The following is an 18,604-nucleotide window of genomic DNA, read 5'->3' as shown; positions in this document are numbered from 1 at the left end:
GGGCCGCACCTGGGTGCGCGGTCGGCTCAGCCCGTGTTCTGCAGACCCGCGGCGACGCCGTTGACGGTGAGCAGCAGCAGCCGGCGCAGCTCGTCCTTCTGCTCGCCGTCGGCTCCGGTGCGCAGCCCGTGCAGGGCGCGCAGCTGCAGCAGGGACAGCGCGTCGACGTAGGGGCTGCGCAGCTGCACGGCGCGGCCGAGGATGCGGCGGCGGGCGAGGATCGCGTCGGCACCCGTCGTCGCGAGCACCCAGCGCCGCGTCAGCCGCATCTCCGAGAGCACCATCTCGGCGAGGTCGTCGCGGTCCCCGAGCGCCAGGTACCGGGCGGCGATGCGCTCGTCGGTCTTCGCGAGCGACATCTCGACGTTGTCGATGATCGTCGCGAACAGCGGCCACTCCGCGTACGCGGTGCGCAGCTCCTCGAGGTCGCCGACCGCGTCGAGCGCGGTGCCCAGGCCGTACCAGCCGGCCAGGTTGATGCGGGCCTGCGACCAGGAGAACACCCAGGGGATGGCCCGCAGGTCGTCCAGCGAGGACACCGACAGGCCGCGACGCGCGGGGCGCGAGCCGATCGGCAGCAGGCCGAGCTCCTCCAGCGGTGTGACCTCGCCGAACCACGCCGGGAAGCCCTCGGCGCGCACGAGCGCGTGGAACCGCTCGCGGGAGGCGGTGTCGAGCCGGCGGGCCAGGTCGGCGAACCGCTCCGCGGCGGCCTCGTTGCGCCGCACGACGCTCGGCGCGTCCGCGAGCAGGGTCGCCGCGGCGACCTGCTCGATGTGCCGGGTGGCGATGTCCGGGTCGCCGTAGCGGGCGAAGATGACCTCGCCCTGCTCGGTGAGCTTGAACCGCCCGTCGACCGAGCCCGGCGGCTGCGCGAGCACCGCGCGGTTGGCCGGGCCGCCGCCCCGGCCGAGGGCGCCGCCGCGGCCGTGGAACAGCGTGAGGACGATGTCGTGCCGGCGGGCCCAGTCCGCGATGCGGCGCTGCGCGTCGTCGAGCGCGAGCGTCGCGGAGACCGGGCCGACGTCCTTCGAGGAGTCGGAGTAGCCGAGCATGACCTCGACGCGTCGGCCGTTGACCGCGAGGCGCTCCTGCACGCGCGGGTGCTGCAGCGCCTCCTCGAGGATGTCGACGCTGGCCTGCAGGTCCGCGAACGTCTCGAACAGCGGGATCGCGTCGATGACCGGGGCGTGCTCGGCACCGCCGAACGCGAGCTCGGCGAGCCGGTACACGGCCGCGAGGTGCTCCGCGGACTGCGTGAACGAGACGATGTAGCGCCGCGCGGCGGCCACGCCGAACCGGCGCTGCACCGCACCCAGCGCGCGGAACGTGTCGAGCACCTCGACCGTCTGCGGCTGCAGGTCGCCGTCGACGCCGTTCGCCTCGATGTCCGCGAGCGCCGCGGCGTGCACCTGCGAGTGCTGCCGGATCTCGAGCTCCGCGAGGTGGAAGCCGAACGTCTGCACCTGCCAGATCAGGCGCTGCAGGTCGCCGTAGGCGGCACGGCGCGCGCCCGCGGCCACGAGGGAGTCCTGCACGACCCGCAGGTCGGCCTCGAGCTCGTCGGCCGTCGTGTAGGCGAGGTCGGCGTCGCGGCGCCGGGTCGCGGCGACGCGCTCCGCGACGACGAGCAGCGCACGCCGGTGGGGCTCGTTCGGGGCGTCGTTCGCCGCCCGGGACGCGATGTGCTCGGCGAGGGAGCGCTGCTCCTGCCACAGCGCGTTCAGCTCCGGCGACGGCGGGGTGCCGAGCGAGTCCAGTGTCAGCCCCGCGGCGGTGCGCCGGGCCGACGCGAGCAGCGCGTCGAGCGCGTGCTCGGACGCGGCGAGGGCCGCCGCGCGCGTGATCTCGGCGGTGACGTTGGGGTTCCCGTCGCGGTCGCCGCCGATCCAGGTGCCGAGCCGCGCGAAGGGTGCGACCACGGGCGCGGTGGTCCCGGCCTGCTCCCCCAGCAGCCAGTCGTCGAGCCGCCGGTACACCTGGGGCAGCACGTCGGCGAGGGTCGCGTCGACGATCGACAGGACGGTCTCGACCTCGTCGAGGACCGTCGGCTTCTCGGCGCGCAGGGGGGACGTGCGCCACAGCGTGTCGATCTCGGCGAGCAGGCGCCGCTCGTTCTCCGCCAGCGTGGTGCCGCCGATGTGCAGGGCGTCGCGCTCCGCGACGAGCTCGGCGACCCGCCGGATGGAGCGGGCGACCGCCCGCCGCCGCGCCTCGGTGGGGTGGGCGGTGAACACCGGGCGGAACTCCAGCGTGTGCAGCCGCTCGCGCGCCGCCTCCGCGCCGATCTCGTCCTGGAGGCGCTGGTACGCCGCCGGCAGGGAGTCGTCGGGCGCGAGCTCGTGCGGGGCCAGGCGGGACTCGCGCTCGTGCAGCACGCGCACCCGGTGGTACTCCTCCGCCAGGTTCGCCAGGTGGAAGTAGCACGTGAACGCCCGGGCGACCTGCTCGGCCCGCTCGGGCGAGAACGACGCGACCAGGTCCGAGGCCTGCGCCAGAGCGTCCCCGTCGGGCTCGCCGTGCGACCGGATGGTCAGCTCGCGCAGCCGCTCGACGTCCTCCAGCAGGTCGTCCCCGCCCGACTCCCGCAGCACGCGCCCGAGCAGCTCACCGAGCAGCCGGACGTCGTTGCGCAGGGGCTCGGGGACCTCGTGGCTGGCCACGCCGCGCGGGACCTCGGTCGCCTTCTCCGCTCCACTCACGGCCCCGAGGGTAGAGGACGCGCGGGGGCGGTCGTCGCGCCGCCCGATCGGTGGTCGGCTCCTCCGGCGCCGGTTCGTCAGGCGCCGCCGTCGCCCTGCGACCGCTGCGGATCCGCGCCGTGGTGGAGGTCACCCGCCGTCGTCGAGCCGGGGCCGGCCGGCTGCGTGCCGGCGGGCGCCGCGGGGTCCCCCGCCCCCCGGCGGGCCACGCGCACCGCGACCCGCTGCACCGGCCACGTCGCGCGACGCACCCGCTCACGCAGCGGCCGCGCCAGCAGACCGCCGAGCGTGACGCCCGCCGCGAGCCCGAGCGCCACCATGGCGGCCCCGAGCAGCACGGGCGTCGCGGGCCGCGCGGGGTCGGCCTGAACGAGGCGGAACAGCCCGCGGTAGATGGCCAGACCGGGCAGCAGCGGGACGATCGCGCACACGGACGTCACGATCGCGGGCACGCGCAGCCGCCGGGCGAGCGACTCGGCGAGGAAGCCCACCACCAGCGCGGAGCCGGCTCCGGCCACCGCGGGACCGAGCCCCAGCGCGCCGAGCGCCACCGACGCCAGCCACGCGGCGCAGCCCGCGAGCGCGGCCACGCAGGCGGCGCGTGCGCGGGCGTACGACGCGAGCGCCCACGCACCCGCCACGACCCCCGCCGCGACCGCCTGCACCCCCGCGGGCAGCGAGCCCGCGGGCACGTCGACGACCTCGAGCGTCACCCCGACCCGCTGCGCGACGTCGAGCACCCCCGCGATGCCGACGACGATGCCGAGGGTGAGCAGCAGCACCTCGAACATGCGCCCCACGGCCGTGACCGGGAACCCGTCGATCGCGTCCTCGGCCGCGCCGACGAGCGAGAGCCCGGCGAGCAGCACGACGATCCCCGACGCGACGACGAGCGCGGGCGGCAGGGTCGCGAGCTCCACGGGCAGCAGGGGCACGAGCACGAACAGCGCGACGGCGACGAGCGTGGCCACCGTGGCCCCCGCGGCCTGCTGGAAGAACGGCGGGATCGCCCAGCGCTGCAGCCGCAGCAGCACCCGGTCCACCGCGGCGGTCGTCGCACCGGCCAGCAGCGCCACCGCGGGACCGCCGCCGAGCAGCACGGCCACGCCCGCGGCCATGACCGACAGCAGCAGCGTGACCAGACGCCGGTGGTACGGGTGGGGCGAGGTGACGATCTCGTCCAGGCGCTCGTGCGCGTCGCGCAGCCGCGCGGCGACGGCGGCGTGGTCCTCGGTCGCCGCGGGTGCGGTGCCCACCTCCTGCGCGAGCTCGAGCACCCGCGTCAGGCGGCCGTAGTCGGCGGTCCGCGCCGCCACCACGCGCAGCACGGTGACCGGCGCGCGGCTGCCGCCCGGGTCGTGCGAGACCAGGATCGCGGTGAACGTCAGGTCGACCTCGCACTCGAGCCCGAACGCGTGGGACACCCGGCGGATCGTCGTCGTGACGTCGGCGGCCGAGGCACCCAGCGAGAGCATGACCTCGCCGACCCGCACGGCCAGCTCGAGGACGTCCCGGACGAACGCCTCGTCGCGGCCGCCGCCGCGGGGGCGACGCCCCACCTGCACCGTCGGCGGACCACCGACGGTCCGCCGCGCGAGCCGCCGCACCACCCCCACCGCTCGCACCCGCCGAGGCTAACGCGACGCAGGTGTCACGGCCGTCACGCCGGGCGGCTCCCCGGTTCCCGGGTGCGTCGGCGTGCGGGCCCTGTGACCCTGGGACGCAGCACGACGAGATGGAGGACCTGACCACCGTGAGCAGCGGCACCGACGACCTGACCCCCGACGCCGGGGAGAGCACGGCCACCTACGGGACGGGACGCGGCGGGATGCACCCCGCGGTCTACTGGCCCGCGCTGGCGGTGATCGCCGTGGTCGCCGCCGTCGCGATCGCCTTCCCGCGGGCGGCGGGCGCGGCGATCGGCGCGCTCCAGGAGAACGTCGTCGGCGCCTTCGGCTGGTACTACGTGCTGCTCGTCGCGGCGTTCGTCGCGTTCGCGCTGTGGGTCGGCCTCGGACGCTGGGGCGACATCGTGCTCGGCGACGACGACGCGACCCCCGAGTTCCGGCTCGGCCCCTGGTTCTCGATGCTGTTCGCGGCGGGGATGGGCATCGGTCTCGTCTTCTGGGGCGTCGCCGAGCCGCTCTCCCACTTCGCCTCGCCGAAGCCCGGCGTGACCGGCGTTCCCGAGCGCCTGGCGGAGCAGGCGATGGCGCAGACGTACCTGCACTGGGGTGTGCACGCCTGGGCGATCTACGTCGTCGTCGGCCTCGCGCTCGCGTACGCGATCCACCGCCGCGGCCGGCCGGTGTCGATCCGCTGGGCGCTCGAGCCGCTGTTCGGCGAGCGGGTCCGCGGCCGGCTCGGGGACGTCATCGACGTCACCGCGGTCGTCGGCACCGTGTTCGGCGTCGCGACGTCCCTGGGGCTGGGGGTGCTGCAGATCACGGCCGGTCTGGACCACATCGGCGTGCTGTCGCCGTCGACGGGCGTCCAGGTGGTGCTCATCCTCGTCATCACCGCGGCGGCCACCGCGTCCGTCGTGTCCGGCCTCGACCGCGGCCTGAAGTGGCTGTCCAACGTGAACGTGACCATGGCAGGCGTCCTGCTGGTCGCGATCCTGGTCCTCGGCCCGACGCTGTTCCTGCTGCGCGAGTTCGTGCAGTCGCTCGGCGTGTACCTGGCGAACGTGCTGCCCCTCACGTTCAACGTGAGCGCCTACGCCGGCGAGGCCGGCGAGGCGTGGCAGGCGGCGTGGACGACGTTCTACTGGGGCTGGTGGATCTCGTGGGCACCCTTCGTCGGCGTCTTCATCGCGCGCATCTCCCGCGGCCGCACGGTGCGGGAGTTCGTCGGCGGCGTGCTGCTCGTGCCCACGCTCATCACGTTCCTGTGGTTCTCGGTGCTGGGCGGCAGCGCGCTGTACCGCGAGCTGTTCGGCGACGGCGGGATGGTCCCCGCGGACGGCACGGTCGTCCCCGAGAACGCGCTGTTCGACCTGCTGGGCGACCTGCCCTGGGGCTCGGTGCTGTCCGTGCTGGCGATCGTCCTGGTGGCGCTGTTCTTCGTGACGTCGGCCGACTCCGGGTCCCTCGTGGTCGCGATGCTCGCGTCGGGCGGCGACCCGAACCCCCGCGTGGTGATCCGGGTGACGTGGGCCGCGCTGTCGGGCGTCCTCGCGATCGCGCTGCTCCTCGCGGGCGGGCTCGTGGCGCTGCAGACCGCGGCCATCCTCATCGCGCTGCCGTTCAGCGTCGTGATGATCGGCATGGCGGTGGCGACGACGCGCGCGCTGCACCGCGAGCACACCGAGCTCCTGCGCGCGGAGCGCCGGATGCTGCGCGAGAGGCTCGTCGACGACGTCGCGACGGAGGTGGCGGCGCGGACCCGGCCCGCCCGCTGGTGGTCGCGAGGGGGCGGCGAGGGGCGGGGCACCGGCTGACCGTCCGTCTCCCCGCGGTCACACCGCCCGCAGGACGACCAGGGGCGTGACGTAGTGCTCGAGGACGCGCCCGCCGAGCGCGCGGACGGCCGCAGCCGCCTCGTCCACCTCGGCGGAGGTCCAGTCGCTGAAGGTGGTGAACAGGTCGCGCACCTGCCCTGCGTCGAGCTCGACGGACCAGCGGAAGTGTTCGACGTGGCGGACCGCGAAGCGGTCGCCGGCCGTCAGGCGGCGCACCCACTCCTCCGTGTCGAGCTCTCCCGGGCCCGGGCGGGGTGGCCCCGGACGCCGTCCCGTGATCTCCGCGACCGTGCGCCGGAACGCCGTCACGGGCACGTCCGGGTCCCCGAACGCCGTCCGCCACACGAGCAGGTGCCCGCCGGGCACCAGAGCGCGGTGCACGGCGGGCAGGACGACGCCCAGGTCGAGCCAGTGCACGGCGGTCGCGACCACCGCGAGGTCGAACGCCGCAGCGGGCAGCGGCACCTCCTCCGCGGTGCCGACCACGGCGGTCACCGACGGCAGGCGCCGGGCCAGGCGCTCGGCGAGCGCGGGACCGGGCTCGACCGCGGTCACGACCGTCCCCGCGTCGACCAGCGGCCCGGTGGCCTGCCCCGTCCCGGCGCCCAGCTCGACGACGCGGACCCCGGGTGCGAGCAGCCCGAGCTCCCGCAGCCGCTCCCACAGCGCCGGCGGGTACGGCGGCCGGGCGCGCTCGTACACGTCGGCGTGCGCGTCGAAGTGCCCGGGACCCGGCATACCGGCAGCCTAGGCCGGTGCCGCAGGGCCGCCTCCGCGGTGCGCCGGGCCCGGTCGAGCACCACCATGTGCCGCATGAGGTTCTACGCGCAGGACGCGGCCCGGTGCACCCGGCAGGTCCTCGGCGACCTGGCGGTGCTCGCCTGGGTCGCCGGCTGGCTGTGGGTGGCCCGGTGGCTGCACGACCTGGTCGCGCGGCTCGGGGCACCCGGGCGGACGCTCGAGGACGCCGGGACGTCCCTGCGCGAGGGGCTGACCTCCGCCGGCCGGTCCGTGTCGGGGATCCCGGTCGTCGGGGACGAGGTCCGGGCGCCGTTCGACGCCGCCGGCGGGGCGGCGGGCTCGATCGCGGCCGCGGGGGTGCAGGTCCAGGACGGTGCGGCGCGCCTGGCCCTGGCGGTGGCGGTGGCCGTCGCGCTCGGGCCCGTGCTCGTGGTGCTGGTGGCGTGGGTGCGCGCGCGCTGGTCGTTCGCGCGCCGGGCTGGCGCCGCCGCGCGCCTGGTCGACTCCGCCGCGGACCTCGACCTGTTCGCCCTGCGGGCGCTGGCCGGCCAGCCCGTGACGCGGCTCGCCCGCGTGTGCGACGACCCGGCCGACGCGTGGCGGCGCGGCGACGCGGACGTCGTGCACGCCCTGGCCGCGCTCGAGCTGCGGTCCCTGGGGCTGCGCCCGCCGCGCCGCGAGGCGGCCACCCGCTAGAACAGCTGCCGGTAGTTGGCGCCCGCCAGGTCGAGCAGCTCGTCCCCACGTCCGGAGAGCACGGTGCGGATGGCGTAGAGGGTGAACCCCTTGACCTGCTCCGCCGTGACCTTCGGCGGGATCGACAGCTCGTCGCGCTCGGTGACGACGTCGATCAGCGCGGGGCCGTCGTGCGCGAACGCCTCGGCCAGGGCGCCGCGCAGGTCCTTGGACCGCTCCACCCGCACGCCCCGCACGCCCATCGCCTCCGCGACGGCCGCGAAGCTCGGGTTCTGCAGGCCGGTGCCGTAGTTGACGAAGCCCGCGGCCTTCATCTCCAGCTCGATGAAGTTCAGCGACGCGTTGTTGAACACGACGACCTTCACGGGCAGCCGGTGCTGCGCGAGCGTCATGAGCTCCCCCAGCAGCATGGCGAGCCCGCCGTCGCCGGCCAGGGCGACCACCTGCCGGCCGGGGAACGCGCTCTGCGCGCCGATGGCGTGCGACAGCGCGTTCGCCATCGTGCCGTGGGTGAACGAGCCGATGAGGCGACGCCCGCCGCCGGTGTGCAGGTACCGGGCGGCGTAGATGACGGGCGAGCCCACGTCGGGGATGAGGACGGCGTCGTCGGACGCCAGCTCGTCGACGAGCCGTGCGACGTACTGCGGGTGGATCGGCCGGTTGCCGCGCGACTCGGTGGCCAGGTCGTCGAGGCGGGCGCGCGTCTTCGCGTAGTGGTCCACGGCGTCGTCGAGGTGCGCGCGGTCGCGGCCCCCGTCGATCAGGGGCAGCAGCGCCCGGGCCGTCTCCCCCACGTCGCCCACGAGGCCCAGGGCGAGCGGCGTGCGCCTGCCGAGCTGCTCCCCGCGGATGTCGACCTGCACGACCCGCGCGTCCTGCGGGAAGAACTGCTGGTAGGGGAAGTCGGTCCCCAGCATCAGCAGCGTGTCGGCGCCGTCCATCGCGCGGTAGCCGGAGGCGAACCCGAGCAGGCCCGTCATGCCGACGTCGAACGGGTTGTCGTACTCGATCCGGTCCTTGCCGCGCATCGTGTGGACGATCGGGGCGGCCAGCCGGTCCGCGAGCGCGACGACGTCGTCGTGCGCGTCCCCCACGCCCGCTCCCGCGAGGATCGTGGTGCGTCGTCCCGCGTTGAGCAGGTCGGCCGCCGCGGCCAGCTCGTCGGCGGCGGGCACGACCCGCGGCCGGGCCTGCGGGACCACGACCACCCGCTCGCTCGCCGCGCGCTGCAGGGCGACGTCGCCGGGCAGGACGAGGACCGACACGCCGCGCTGCTCGATCGCGCTGCGCATCGCGATCTCGAGCATCCGGGGCATCTGCGCCGGGTCCGACACCAGCTCCCGGTAGACGCTGCACTCGCGGAACAGCTCCTGCGGGTGCGTCTCCTGGAAGTAGCCGCTGCCGATCTCGGTGCTGGGGATGTGCGCGGCGATCGCCAGCACGGGCACCCGGCTGCGCGCCGCGTCGTACAGGCCGTTGATCAGGTGCAGGTTGCCCGGGCCGCCGCTGCCCACGCAGACGGCGAGCCTGCCGGTCAGCTCGGCCTCGGCGGCGGCCGCCAGCGCCGCCGCCTCCTCGTGCCGCGTGAGGACCCACTCGATCGAGCCGTCCCGGCGGATCGCGTCGGTGAAGCCGTTGAGGGAGTCGCCGGGGATGCCGTAGACGCGTTCGACGCGGTTGGCTCGCAGGGTGGCGACGATGGTCTGGGCGATCGTGACGGCCACGGGTTCTCCTTCGCCGAGGGGGTGTCCCTCCTTCCTAGCACCGCGGGTGCGGGCCCGCCGTCCCGCTCGCCCGGCCCGCGGCGCCCGCCGCGGCTACCGTGGGCGCGACCGGCGACGGGAGGCGCATGGACTGGGATCGGTACGACGCCGCGCTGTTCGACCTGGACGGGGTGCTGACGCCCACGGCGCTGGTGCACATGCGCGCCTGGGACGCGACCTTCACCGCCCTGTTCCGCTCGCGGGGCATCGAGCCGCCGTACGGCGACGACGACTACTTCCGGTACGTCGACGGCCGGCCGCGCTACGACGCCGTGCGAGCGGTCCTGGCGTCCCGGGCGGTCGTGCTGCCCGAGGGGTCGCCCGAGGACCCGCCCGGCGACGGCACGGTGCACGCGGTCGGCAACGCCAAGAACGCGCACGTCCTGCGGCTGCTCGCCGACGGCGTCGAGGCCTACCCGGACGCCGTCGCCCTGCTCGACCGGCTCGCCGTGGCGGGCCTGCCCTGCGCCGTCGTCTCGAGCTCCCGCAACGCGCGGGCCGTGCTGGACGCCGCTCGCCTGACGGACCGGTTCCGGCTCGTCGTCGACGGGGTCGTGGCCGCGCGCGAGGGCCTGGCGGGCAAGCCGTCGCCCGCGACGTTCGCGCACGCGGCGCACGCGCTGGGCGTTCCCGCCGGCCGGTGCGTGGTGCTGGAGGACGCCGTCTCGGGGGTCGCCGCCGGTGCGGCGGGCGGCTTCGGGCTCGTCGTCGGGGTGGACCGCGGGGCCGGTGCCGAGGCGCTGCGCGCGGCGGGCGCCGACGTCGTCGTCACACGGCTGACGGAGCTGGTCGCGCCGTGACCCCGTTCGCGGACGACGAGGCCGGGCCGCCGTCGCCCCTCGACCGCGTGCGCTTCCCCGCCGCGCCGTGGCGCCTGGTCGAGACATCGTTCGCGACTCACGACCTCGGCACGACCGAGACCCTGTTCGCCGTCGGGAACGGGTACCTCGGCATCCGCGGCAGCACGACCGAGGGGCGCCCGAGCCACGCCCACGGCGCGTACGTCAACGGGTTCCACGAGACGTGGCCGATCCGCCACCCCGAGGAGGCGTTCGGCTTCGCGGAGGTCGGGCAGACGATCGTCAACGTGCCCGACGCGACGGTGATGCGCCTGTACGTCGACGACGAGCCGCTCGTCCTCGGCGTCGCCGACCTCGTGGAGTACGAGCGCGCCCTCGACCTGGCCGCCGGCCTGCTCACGACCGAGCTCGTGTGGCGCACGCCGTCCGGCAACCGCGTGCAGGTGCGCTCCCGGCGGATGGTGTCGATGGCGTCGCGGCACCTCGCCGTCATGACGCTCGAGGTGACGCTCCTCGACTGCCCGGCACCGGTGGTCGTCTCGTCGCACGTCGTCAACCGCCAGGACGGCGCCGACGAGTACGCGGACCAGCCGGGCGACGAGGGGCCGGCGCGCGACGACCCGCGGCGCGCGCCGACGCTGGGCGACCGGGTGCTCGAGCCGCAGCTGGCGTCGGACGAGGCGGGTCGGATCGTCCTCGGCTACCGGTGCGCCCGGTCCCGCATGACGCTGGCCGTCGCGGCCGACCACGACGTGCGCACGCCCGACGACCACGACGCGGGCACCGAGGTGGGACCCGACGACGCCAAGCACGTCGTCCGCGTCCGGGCGCAGCCGCACCGGACCCTCACCATCACGAAGACCGTCAGCTACCACACGGCGCGCACCGTGCCCGCGCGCGAGCTGGCGGACCGCTGCCGGCGGACCCTCGACCGGGTGCGCGGCGAGGGCGTGGAGGCGCAGCTCGCGCAGCAGCGCGCGTGGTTCGACGCGTACTGGCACCGCTCCGACGTGCAGGTCGAGGGCGACCCGGAGGCCCAGCAGGCGGTCCGCTGGAACCTGTTCCAGCTCGCGCAGGCGGCCGCCCGCGCCGACGGCGACGGCATCCCCGCCAAGGGGGTCACCGGCTCCGGGTACGAGGGGCACTACTTCTGGGACACCGAGATCTACGTCCTGCCGTTCTTCGCGTACACGACGCCGCAGGTCGCGCGGAACGCCCTGCGGTTCCGCTACACGATGCTGCCCGCGGCGCGGCGCCGGGCGCGCGAGCTCACGCAGGACGGCGCGCTGTTCCCCTGGCGGACCATCAACGGCGAGGAGGCCTCCGCCTACTACGCCGCCGGGACGGCGCAGTACCACATCGACGCCGACGTCGCGCACGCCGTCGGCACGTACGTGGAGGTCACCGGCGACGAGGAGTTCATGGACCGCGAGGGCCTGGAGATCCTCGTCGAGACCGCACGGATGTGGACGGACCTGGGCTTCTGGCGCGGGAACGGCGGGGGCGACTCGTTCCACATCCACGGCGTCACCGGGCCCGACGAGTACACGACCGTCGTGAACGACAACCTGTTCACCAACGTGATGGCCCGCTCGAACCTGCGACGGGCCGCGCGTGCCGTGCGGGACGTCGCCGCACGCCGCCCCGAGTGGTTCGCCCAGCTGTGCGCACGCCTGGACCTGGACCTCCAGGAGGCGGCGGAGTGGACACGCGTGGCCGACGCCCTCGCGGTCCCGTACGACCCGCACCTGGGCATCCACCCGCAGGACTCGCAGTTCCACGAGCGGGAGGTCTGGGACCTGGCCGGCACCCCGCCGGACAAGCGCCCGCTGTTCCTGCACTACCACCCGCTCGTGATCTACCGCTTCCAGGTGCTCAAGCAGGCGGACGTCGTCCTCGCGCTGTTCCTGCAGGGCGCGGACTTCACGCCCGAGCAGAAGCGGGCCGACTTCGAGTACTACGACACGATCACCACCGGTGACTCGACCCTGTCCGCGGTGGTGCAGTCGATCGTCGCGGCCGAGGTCGGCTACCAGGACCTCGCCCTGCACTACTTCCACCGCTCCCTCTACGTCGACCTCGCCGACCTGCACGGCAACGCGTCCGACGGTGTCCACGTCGCGTCCGCCGGCGGGGTGTGGAGCGCGCTGGTGTGCGGGTTCGGCGGCATGCGCCACCACGACGGCGTCCTCACGTTCGACCCGCGCCTGCCCGCGTCCTGGGACGCGCTGGGCTTCCGCCTCGCGGTGCGGGGCAGCCGGCTGCGGGTGCGCCTGCGTCGCGACGCGCTCGAGCTCGCGCTCGAGGACGGCCCGCCGCTGACCGTCCAGGTGCGCGGCGCCCCCGTCGAGGTCGGCGACGAGCCGGTCGTCGTGCCGCTCACCGACCAGGGCCCGCGCATCGAGGGCGTGCCGGACCCGAAGGCGCGGCTCGGGACTCGGCGTCCGGACGGCACGGTCGTCACCGCGTCCGTCCCGCACGAGACGGGACGTAACGCCTGAGCCGGGATGCCGCGCACGGACATGACGCCCGTCGGCCGGCACCGTGCTGGGACACTCGGCCCATGAGGGCTGCCAGGCTGAGCGTGTTCTCCCTCCTCATGGTGCTCACCGCCGGACTGCTGTTCGTGGTCTCGGGCGCGCCGCTGTTCCGGTTCAGCCCCTTCGAGAGCCCCCTCGTGAACCGCATGCTGAACTACCAGCTCAGCGCCCTGCCGGTGGCCGGTCTGGCCCTGCTCCTGACCTTCGCCTTCGCCGGGAGGATCCGTCTCGGCTACCTCAACCTCAGGCGCACCGGGCCGATGCGCCCGCTCGTCGGCCGGTCGGGCGGCGGGCGGTGGGAGTCCGACGCGTGGGTCCTCGGCCTCATCATGACGGCGGTCGTCGGGGTGGCGACCTTCGTGCAGGTGCACCCGGCCGGGTTCACGTTCCACTGGGCCTACGTCGCGCTGGTCGTCCCGTTCGCGGCGATGAACGCCTTCACGGAGGAGGCGGTCTTCCGGCTCCCCTACGTCACGATGGGCGACGACCACACGGGCTCGCGGGTGTACGGGTTGGCGATGGGGTCGCTCGTCTTCGGCGTGTCCCACTTCTGGGGCGTCGCGCCGAACGGGCTCGTCGGTGCCGTCATGTCGGCGTTCCTCGGGTTCGTCCTGGCGAAGTCGATCCAGGAGACCACGGGGTTCTTCTGGGCGTTCTCCCTCCACTTCATGCTGAACCTGGCGGGGATGCTGCTCATACTCAACCGGACCCCGTGAGACGGCAGCAGGCGCTTCGGCGCCGCCTCGCCACGCGCCGCACACGGCCGCCGACGCACGTGCCGGCGCAGGCACGCGTGACGGTGCAGCCGCTCCGCTACTTCGCGCTGGCGGGGTCGCGGTCGCCGATGTGCCCCGGCGCGTTCACGGCCAGGACGCGCTGCACGAACGCGCAGTACTCGTCCATGTAGTGCCGCAGGAACTCGGCGGTGCCCTCGTCCCGGACCTCGCCGTCCGGGCCGAAGTGGTCGGGGTCGAAGCGGATGTAGGCCTCGGGCGAGTTCAGCTGGGGCGCGTCGAGGAAGCTGAGCACGCTGCGCATCGACGCCTGCATGACGGCCGTGCCGATCGCGCCCGGCGAGGCGCCGATGATGCCGCTCGGCTTGCGCGCGAACGAGTTCTGCCCCCAGGGCCGCGACCCCCAGTCGATGGCGTTCTTCAGGGCCCCGGGGATCGACCGGTTGTACTCCGGGCTGACGAACAGCAGCCCGTCCGCCGCCTCGATGGCCTCCTTGAGCGCGCGCCCGGCCGCCGGGAAGTCCTCGTCGTGGTCCGGGCTGTACAGCGGCAGGTCCCCGATGGGTATCTCCACGAGCTCGAGGTCCTCGGGGGCGAGCCGGACCAGCGCCGTCGCGAGGGTGCGGTTGATCGACGCCTTCGCGAGGCTGCCGACGAGGTATCCGATGGTGTAGGTCATGGCTCCTCCGTGCTCTCGGCGACCGGCGCGGACGCCGGCCGTGGGCCCCGCGTCGTCCTCCACCATCCCCGCGCACCGGCTGGTGCGCGAGCGGGCGACGGCGTCCGGCACGACGAGCCGGACCTGGTCCCCCCCTGGGGGCTCGACGCCTGGGTCGGCCCCCACCGCCGGCGCCGGGGACGGTGCCGACCTCGGTCCGCGGTCAGCGCACCGCTACGCCGAGCGCGTGGTCACGTCCTCGGACGACGGCGAGGGGACGACCGGTGCGCCCACCGGCGCCGTGCGGCGCAGCGCGAGGACCGTGAGGTCGTCCTCGGCGTGCCCCGGGTCGCCGACCAGTGCGAGCACGGCCTCCGCGGCGGCGTCGGCCGTGGTCGTCCCCCGCACCGCCCGCGGCACCTGGTCGAGGTCGGCGACGGACCCACCCAGGGCGTCGAGCACGCCGTCGCTGAAGGTCAGCAGCAGGTCGCCGGGGCGCAGGCGCGTCCGCGCCTCGACCCGCTCGGGTCCCGGGGCGACGCCCAGCGGCAGCCCCGTCGCCGCCAACCGCTCGACGCCGCCGTCCGCGCGGACGACCAGCGAGAGGCCGTGCCCCGCGTCCGTGTACGCGACCTCCCCGTCGTGGGCGTCGACGAACGCGTGGAACACCGTGACGAACGCGCCCGTGTTCATCAGGTCGACGTCCATCGCCTGCTCGGTGGCCGTCAGCGTGCCCGCCACGTCCTGCGGGTCCGAGTGCGCGTGCAGGACGGAACGGGTGGTCGCCGCCAGGATCGCCGCCGCGGGCCCCTTGCCCATGACGTCGGCCACGGTGAGGACGAGCCCGCCGGGCAGCCGCTGCCAGTCGTAGAAGTCCCCGCCCACCGAGCCGGCGGGCACGAACCGCGCCGCGAGGTCGAACCCGGGGACCTCCAGGCGGCGCGCGGGCAGCAGGCTCGCCTGCACCTGCGCGGCGCGGCGCAGCTCGGTGCGGTGCAGGGTCACGTCCCGCAGGACGGTGACGACACCTCCACCCGACTCCGCCGGGATGGGCGTGGCCGAGAAGCTGACGAAGCGGGGCTCCGACTGGCCGGGCACGCGCACGAGCAGGTCGAGGTCGCGCACCTCCTCCCCGGCCAGCGCACGCCGGAAGGGCAGCTCCTCCTCGAGCAACGGCGACCCGTCGGGCCGCGCCAGGCCCAGGAGGTCGCTGGTGCTGTCGGAGGGGTCCAGGCGCGAGGTCCCCGCCAGCAGCCGCGCCGCGATGGGGTTGCGCACGACCACCCGGCCCGAGGCGTCGACGACGCGCACGCCCTCGGACATCGTGTCGACGACGGCGGCCAGCAGCGCGGCCTGCTCCCGGGCACGGTCACGCGCCGTGGACAGCTCCCGCACGAGCTGCCGGCGCTCCTCGCCCGCGAGCGCGAGCGACAGGCCGATGACCGCCAGGAGGCCCACGTACAGCTGCGCCACGCCGATCTGCGTCACCGGGTTGGGCAGGTGCGCGAACGGGCCGCTGCCCACGAGGGTCAGCTGGACGACCACCCCGCCGCACAGCGTCGTGTGCAGCACGACCCAGCGGACCGGCAGCCGCGACCCCGCCCACACCGTGAGGACGATGAGCGGGAACACCACCGCCGGCTGCGTGCCCTGCAGGAACCACAGCAGGTACGCCACGGGAGCGAGCACGAGCGCGGCGAGGCGGTCCGCGTCACGGCCGTCCGTCCGCCGGTCCGCGGGCTCCCGCGCCGCGCTCCGCGCCCGGCGCTCGACCAGCCAGTCGCCGACGGTCCAGCCGAGCGGCACGATCGTCACGACGCTGACCGTGTTGCGCGCGAACCACAACAACGGGGTCTCCCACGTCGAGCCGCCGCCGCCCAGGTGGACGGCCACCTGGGCGAGCGGCGCGGTGAGGACCGCCGCTCCCCCGGCGCCGAGGAGGAGCCACCACAGGTCCGACAGGCGTCCCAGCGGCACGCGTCCGCGACCGGACCACAGGTGCGGCGCGAACCACGCGAGCACGGCGACGCACAGCACCGCCTGCAGCGTCACCGCGGTGGCCAGCAGCAGCGCGGAGGCCGCCTGCTCGCCGGTGAGCGCCAGGACGACGACGCTGGTCAGCCAGAGCGCCGCGACGTCGACCCAGGGCCACGGCCGCGCGCGGGCGACCAGCCACAGCACCGACACGCCGGCCGCGGGCGACACCAGGCTCACGCCCGCGTCCCCGACCACGGTCATGCGGCCCAGGGCCGCCGCCGCCGCGTACGCGAGCGCCCAGGCGAGCGTGCGCAGGAGGTCACGCTCCCCGGGCCCGCTCCCGCCCGCGTCCCGGTCGTCCGCCCCGGTGCGCCGTGCCGCTCTCCCCGCCCCCATGTCCGCAGGGTACGAGCGCGCCCGTGAGCACGCCCGGCCGCGCACGTGCGGCGCCGGTCACACCGTCGAGGGCGCCGCGTGGAACGAAGGGGCCGTGCCGGAGCTCCAGGGCGTCGATATCGGCACCGCCCCGACCTCCACCTGCCCGGAGCCCGGCCTCAGGGCTCGCCGTCGTGCGGTGGCGCCGGTCGGACCAGGCACCACTCGTTGCCCTCCGGGTCGTGCAGCACCTGGAACGAGCCTGCCCGGTCGTGGTGCACGTCGCCCACGCGGCGGGCGCCGATCGCCTCCGCCTGGGCCGTGGCGCTCGCGATGTCGTCGACGAGGACGTCGAGGTGCACGCGGTTCTTCACCGTCTTCGGCTCCGGCACCCGCTGGAACGACAGCTGCGTCCACCCCGGCGGCAGGATGTACCACCACGCGTCGTCGCGTCCGACGGGCTCGCCGCCGAGCACCTTCGACCAGAACGCCGCCAGCGCGGCCGGGTCCGCGCAGTCGATGACGACCTCGTCGATGCTCCCGATCACGGAAGGACCGTAGCGCGGGCACCGAGCACCGAGCCCACAGCGCGTGAGAGGACTGCCCGGCGCGCCGGTGCGCGGCTGCCGCTCGACTCTCAGCCAGGTGCTCCACGGCACGGCCGCCGGTTCGCCGCCGAGACGGCGCAGCGCGTCCTGGACGCGGCGGAAGGGCTCGGCCGCGAGCCGTCGGACGAGTGCCCGATCTCTCTGCACCACAGCACAAAGGCCGCCCCTCCGAGCGGAGGAACGGCCTAAGTGTCCAGCCGATCGAGCGACGCTGCCGCCCCCACCCAGCGATCGTCACCGCGGCAGGCCTACGTCGCGTTGACCACGCCCATACGTGCAAGCGTTGTCCGCCAAACGCCAGCGCCGCGACGACTCAAGTGCAGTTCATGGCAGCCGGGCAGAACGTCGACTCATGACGTCGTTGTCGCCTCTCAAGGAGTGCCGGTCGCGTTGGATGCGAGCACTCGCGCCGAGGTGTGATCAAGGCGTGCTGGCCGCCGTCGCAGCGAGACCGCCCGTCGCGGATCGACCGCGACGACGTCGGTGGTCCCTGCTGCGCTCGACCGCTCGGGCAGCACGGCTCTCGGGTCGTCACGGGTTCTCCTCAGCGTGGTGCGGCCGTGGTCCAGCGGAGCACGAGACGGGTCGGCAGCCGCACCTGCCTCTCGTCGTCCGCCGAACCCTGGAGGAGCTTGGTGAGCACCCGGACCGCGCTGGCACCCATCTCCTGGATCGACTGGTCGACCGTGGTGAGTGGGGGCTCGGCCCGTGCGGCCTCGGGGATGTCGCCGAACCCCACGACGGAGAGGTCCTCGGGCACGGACAGGCCGAGGTCACGGGCGACCTCCAGGACCGCGATCGCCGACACGTCGTACGCGGTGAGGACGGCCGTCGGCCGGTCCGGGCCGGACAGGAGCGCGCGCAGGGTGTCCACGGTGCGACCCGAGCCGTAGTGGTCCACGAGCACGTGCGCCTCGTCGACGGGCGCACCGGCCGCCGCCATCGCCCGCCTGAACCCCTGCTCGCGCAGGCGGGACCACTGGTACACGTCCGGCGGTCCACCCACGAAGGCGATCCGCCGGTGCCCGAGCCCGAGCAGGTGCTCGGTGGCGAGCACGGCACCGCCGAGGCTGTCGGAGTCCACGGTCGCATTCCCGCTCGGCCCGGCGTGCGGATCGATCGCGACGACGGGGACGGCGAAGTCCTCCACGGCGGCCGCGGGGGTGACGAGGACGGCGCCGTCGATCAGGGTGCCGCCCAGTCGCGACAGGAACCGCCGCTCCCACCCCGGACCGCCGCCGCGGACCCCACCGGTGTACGCCAGCATCTCGTAGCCGGTCTCGCCCAGTGCGGCCGCGGCACCCTTGAAGATCTCCGAGGCGAACGGCTCGAACCGGCCGGCGAGGATGCCGATGATGCGCGTGTGGTGCGTCCGCATCCCGCGTGCGACGAGGCTCGACTCATACCCGAGCTCCTCCACCACGCTCAGCACCCGAGCCGAGGTCGCCCGGGCGACACCGTGCCGGGAGTTGAGCACCTTGGACACGGTCGCCACGGAGACGCCTGCGGCGTGCGCGACGTCGGAGATCGTCACACGGCGGTTCATC

General features: G+C 75.0%; 13 protein-coding genes. 5 read left to right on the top strand and 8 right to left on the bottom strand.

Going from position 1 to position 18,604, the window contains the following annotated elements:
• Window positions 1-26: 26 nt before the first annotated feature.
• Window positions 27-2,702, bottom strand: coding sequence for a phosphoenolpyruvate carboxylase (locus FB586_RS12060; RefSeq protein ID WP_136519527.1), 2,676 nt, complete (start codon window positions 2,700-2,702; stop codon window positions 27-29).
• A 77-nt stretch (window positions 2,703-2,779) separates the two neighbouring features.
• Window positions 2,780-4,327, bottom strand: a complete 1,548-nt coding sequence (locus tag FB586_RS12055) for a threonine/serine exporter family protein (RefSeq protein WP_136519526.1) — start codon at window positions 4,325-4,327, stop codon at window positions 2,780-2,782.
• A gap of 203 nt (window positions 4,328-4,530) precedes the next feature.
• On the opposite strand from FB586_RS12055, the gene FB586_RS12050 reads away from it, so the two are divergent.
• A complete protein-coding gene (locus FB586_RS12050; protein ID WP_136519633.1) occupies window positions 4,531-6,144 on the top strand; it encodes a BCCT family transporter in 1,614 nt (537 codons plus the stop codon).
• An 18-nt stretch (window positions 6,145-6,162) separates the two neighbouring features.
• Here the strand turns inward: FB586_RS12050 and FB586_RS12045 are convergent, their stop codons facing one another.
• Complete coding sequence (locus tag FB586_RS12045; protein WP_136519525.1) at window positions 6,163-6,903, bottom strand: class I SAM-dependent methyltransferase; 741 nt, start codon at window positions 6,901-6,903, stop codon at window positions 6,163-6,165.
• A 75-nt stretch (window positions 6,904-6,978) separates the two neighbouring features.
• On the opposite strand from FB586_RS12045, the gene FB586_RS12040 reads away from it, so the two are divergent.
• A complete protein-coding gene (locus tag FB586_RS12040; RefSeq protein WP_136519524.1) occupies window positions 6,979-7,602 on the top strand; it encodes a hypothetical protein in 624 nt (207 codons plus the stop codon).
• Here FB586_RS12040 and poxB read toward each other — a convergent pair.
• Window positions 7,599-9,326 carry a ubiquinone-dependent pyruvate dehydrogenase gene (gene poxB / locus FB586_RS12035; protein ID WP_246036713.1) on the bottom strand — a complete coding sequence of 576 codons (1,728 nt, stop codon included), beginning with the start codon at window positions 9,324-9,326 and terminating at the stop codon, window positions 7,599-7,601. The two genes, FB586_RS12040 and poxB, sit on opposite strands and share 4 nt — an antisense overlap.
• Before the next feature lie 125 nt (window positions 9,327-9,451).
• Here poxB and FB586_RS12030 point away from each other — a divergent pair, with 125 nt between their 5' ends.
• The 3 genes from FB586_RS12030 to FB586_RS12020 all read left to right on the top strand — a co-directional run bounded on the left by FB586_RS12030 (window position 9,452) and on the right by FB586_RS12020 (window position 13,421).
• Window positions 9,452-10,165, top strand: coding sequence for an HAD family hydrolase (locus tag FB586_RS12030; RefSeq protein ID WP_136519523.1), 714 nt, complete (start codon window positions 9,452-9,454; stop codon window positions 10,163-10,165).
• The gene (locus tag FB586_RS12025) at window positions 10,162-12,666 is read left to right on the top strand and encodes a glycoside hydrolase family 65 protein (protein WP_136519522.1); all 2,505 of its coding nucleotides are present in this window, start codon (window positions 10,162-10,164) and stop codon (window positions 12,664-12,666) included. Before FB586_RS12030 ends, FB586_RS12025 begins: the two co-directional genes overlap by 4 nt.
• A 62-nt stretch (window positions 12,667-12,728) precedes the next feature.
• Window positions 12,729-13,421, top strand: coding sequence for a CPBP family glutamic-type intramembrane protease (locus tag FB586_RS12020; protein WP_136519521.1), 693 nt, complete (start codon window positions 12,729-12,731; stop codon window positions 13,419-13,421).
• Window positions 13,422-13,518: 97 nt separating this feature from the next.
• Here FB586_RS12020 and FB586_RS12015 read toward each other — a convergent pair whose 3' ends face one another.
• From FB586_RS12015 to FB586_RS12000, 4 genes are all read right to left on the bottom strand, one after another.
• Window positions 13,519-14,118, bottom strand: coding sequence for an NADPH-dependent FMN reductase (locus FB586_RS12015; protein ID WP_136519520.1), 600 nt, complete (start codon window positions 14,116-14,118; stop codon window positions 13,519-13,521).
• Window positions 14,119-14,331: 213 nt separating this feature from the next.
• Window positions 14,332-16,470 carry a SpoIIE family protein phosphatase gene (locus tag FB586_RS12010; protein WP_136519519.1) on the bottom strand — a complete coding sequence of 713 codons (2,139 nt, stop codon included), beginning with the start codon at window positions 16,468-16,470 and terminating at the stop codon, window positions 14,332-14,334.
• Window positions 16,471-16,628: 158 nt separating this feature from the next.
• Window positions 16,629-16,997 carry a VOC family protein gene (locus FB586_RS12005; RefSeq protein WP_136519518.1) on the bottom strand — a complete coding sequence of 123 codons (369 nt, stop codon included), beginning with the start codon at window positions 16,995-16,997 and terminating at the stop codon, window positions 16,629-16,631.
• A 604-nt stretch (window positions 16,998-17,601) separates the two neighbouring features.
• The gene (locus tag FB586_RS12000; protein ID WP_136519517.1) at window positions 17,602-18,603 is read right to left on the bottom strand and encodes a LacI family DNA-binding transcriptional regulator; all 1,002 of its coding nucleotides are present in this window, start codon (window positions 18,601-18,603) and stop codon (window positions 17,602-17,604) included.
• Window position 18,604 lies beyond the last annotated feature (1 nt).

The organism is Cellulomonas telluris, assembly GCF_004886325.1.
Lineage (GTDB): Bacteria > Actinomycetota > Actinomycetes > Actinomycetales > Cellulomonadaceae > Cellulomonas > Cellulomonas telluris.
Note: the sequence above shows the minus strand (reverse complement) of the source record. Positions and strands in the feature narration are given on the sequence as shown.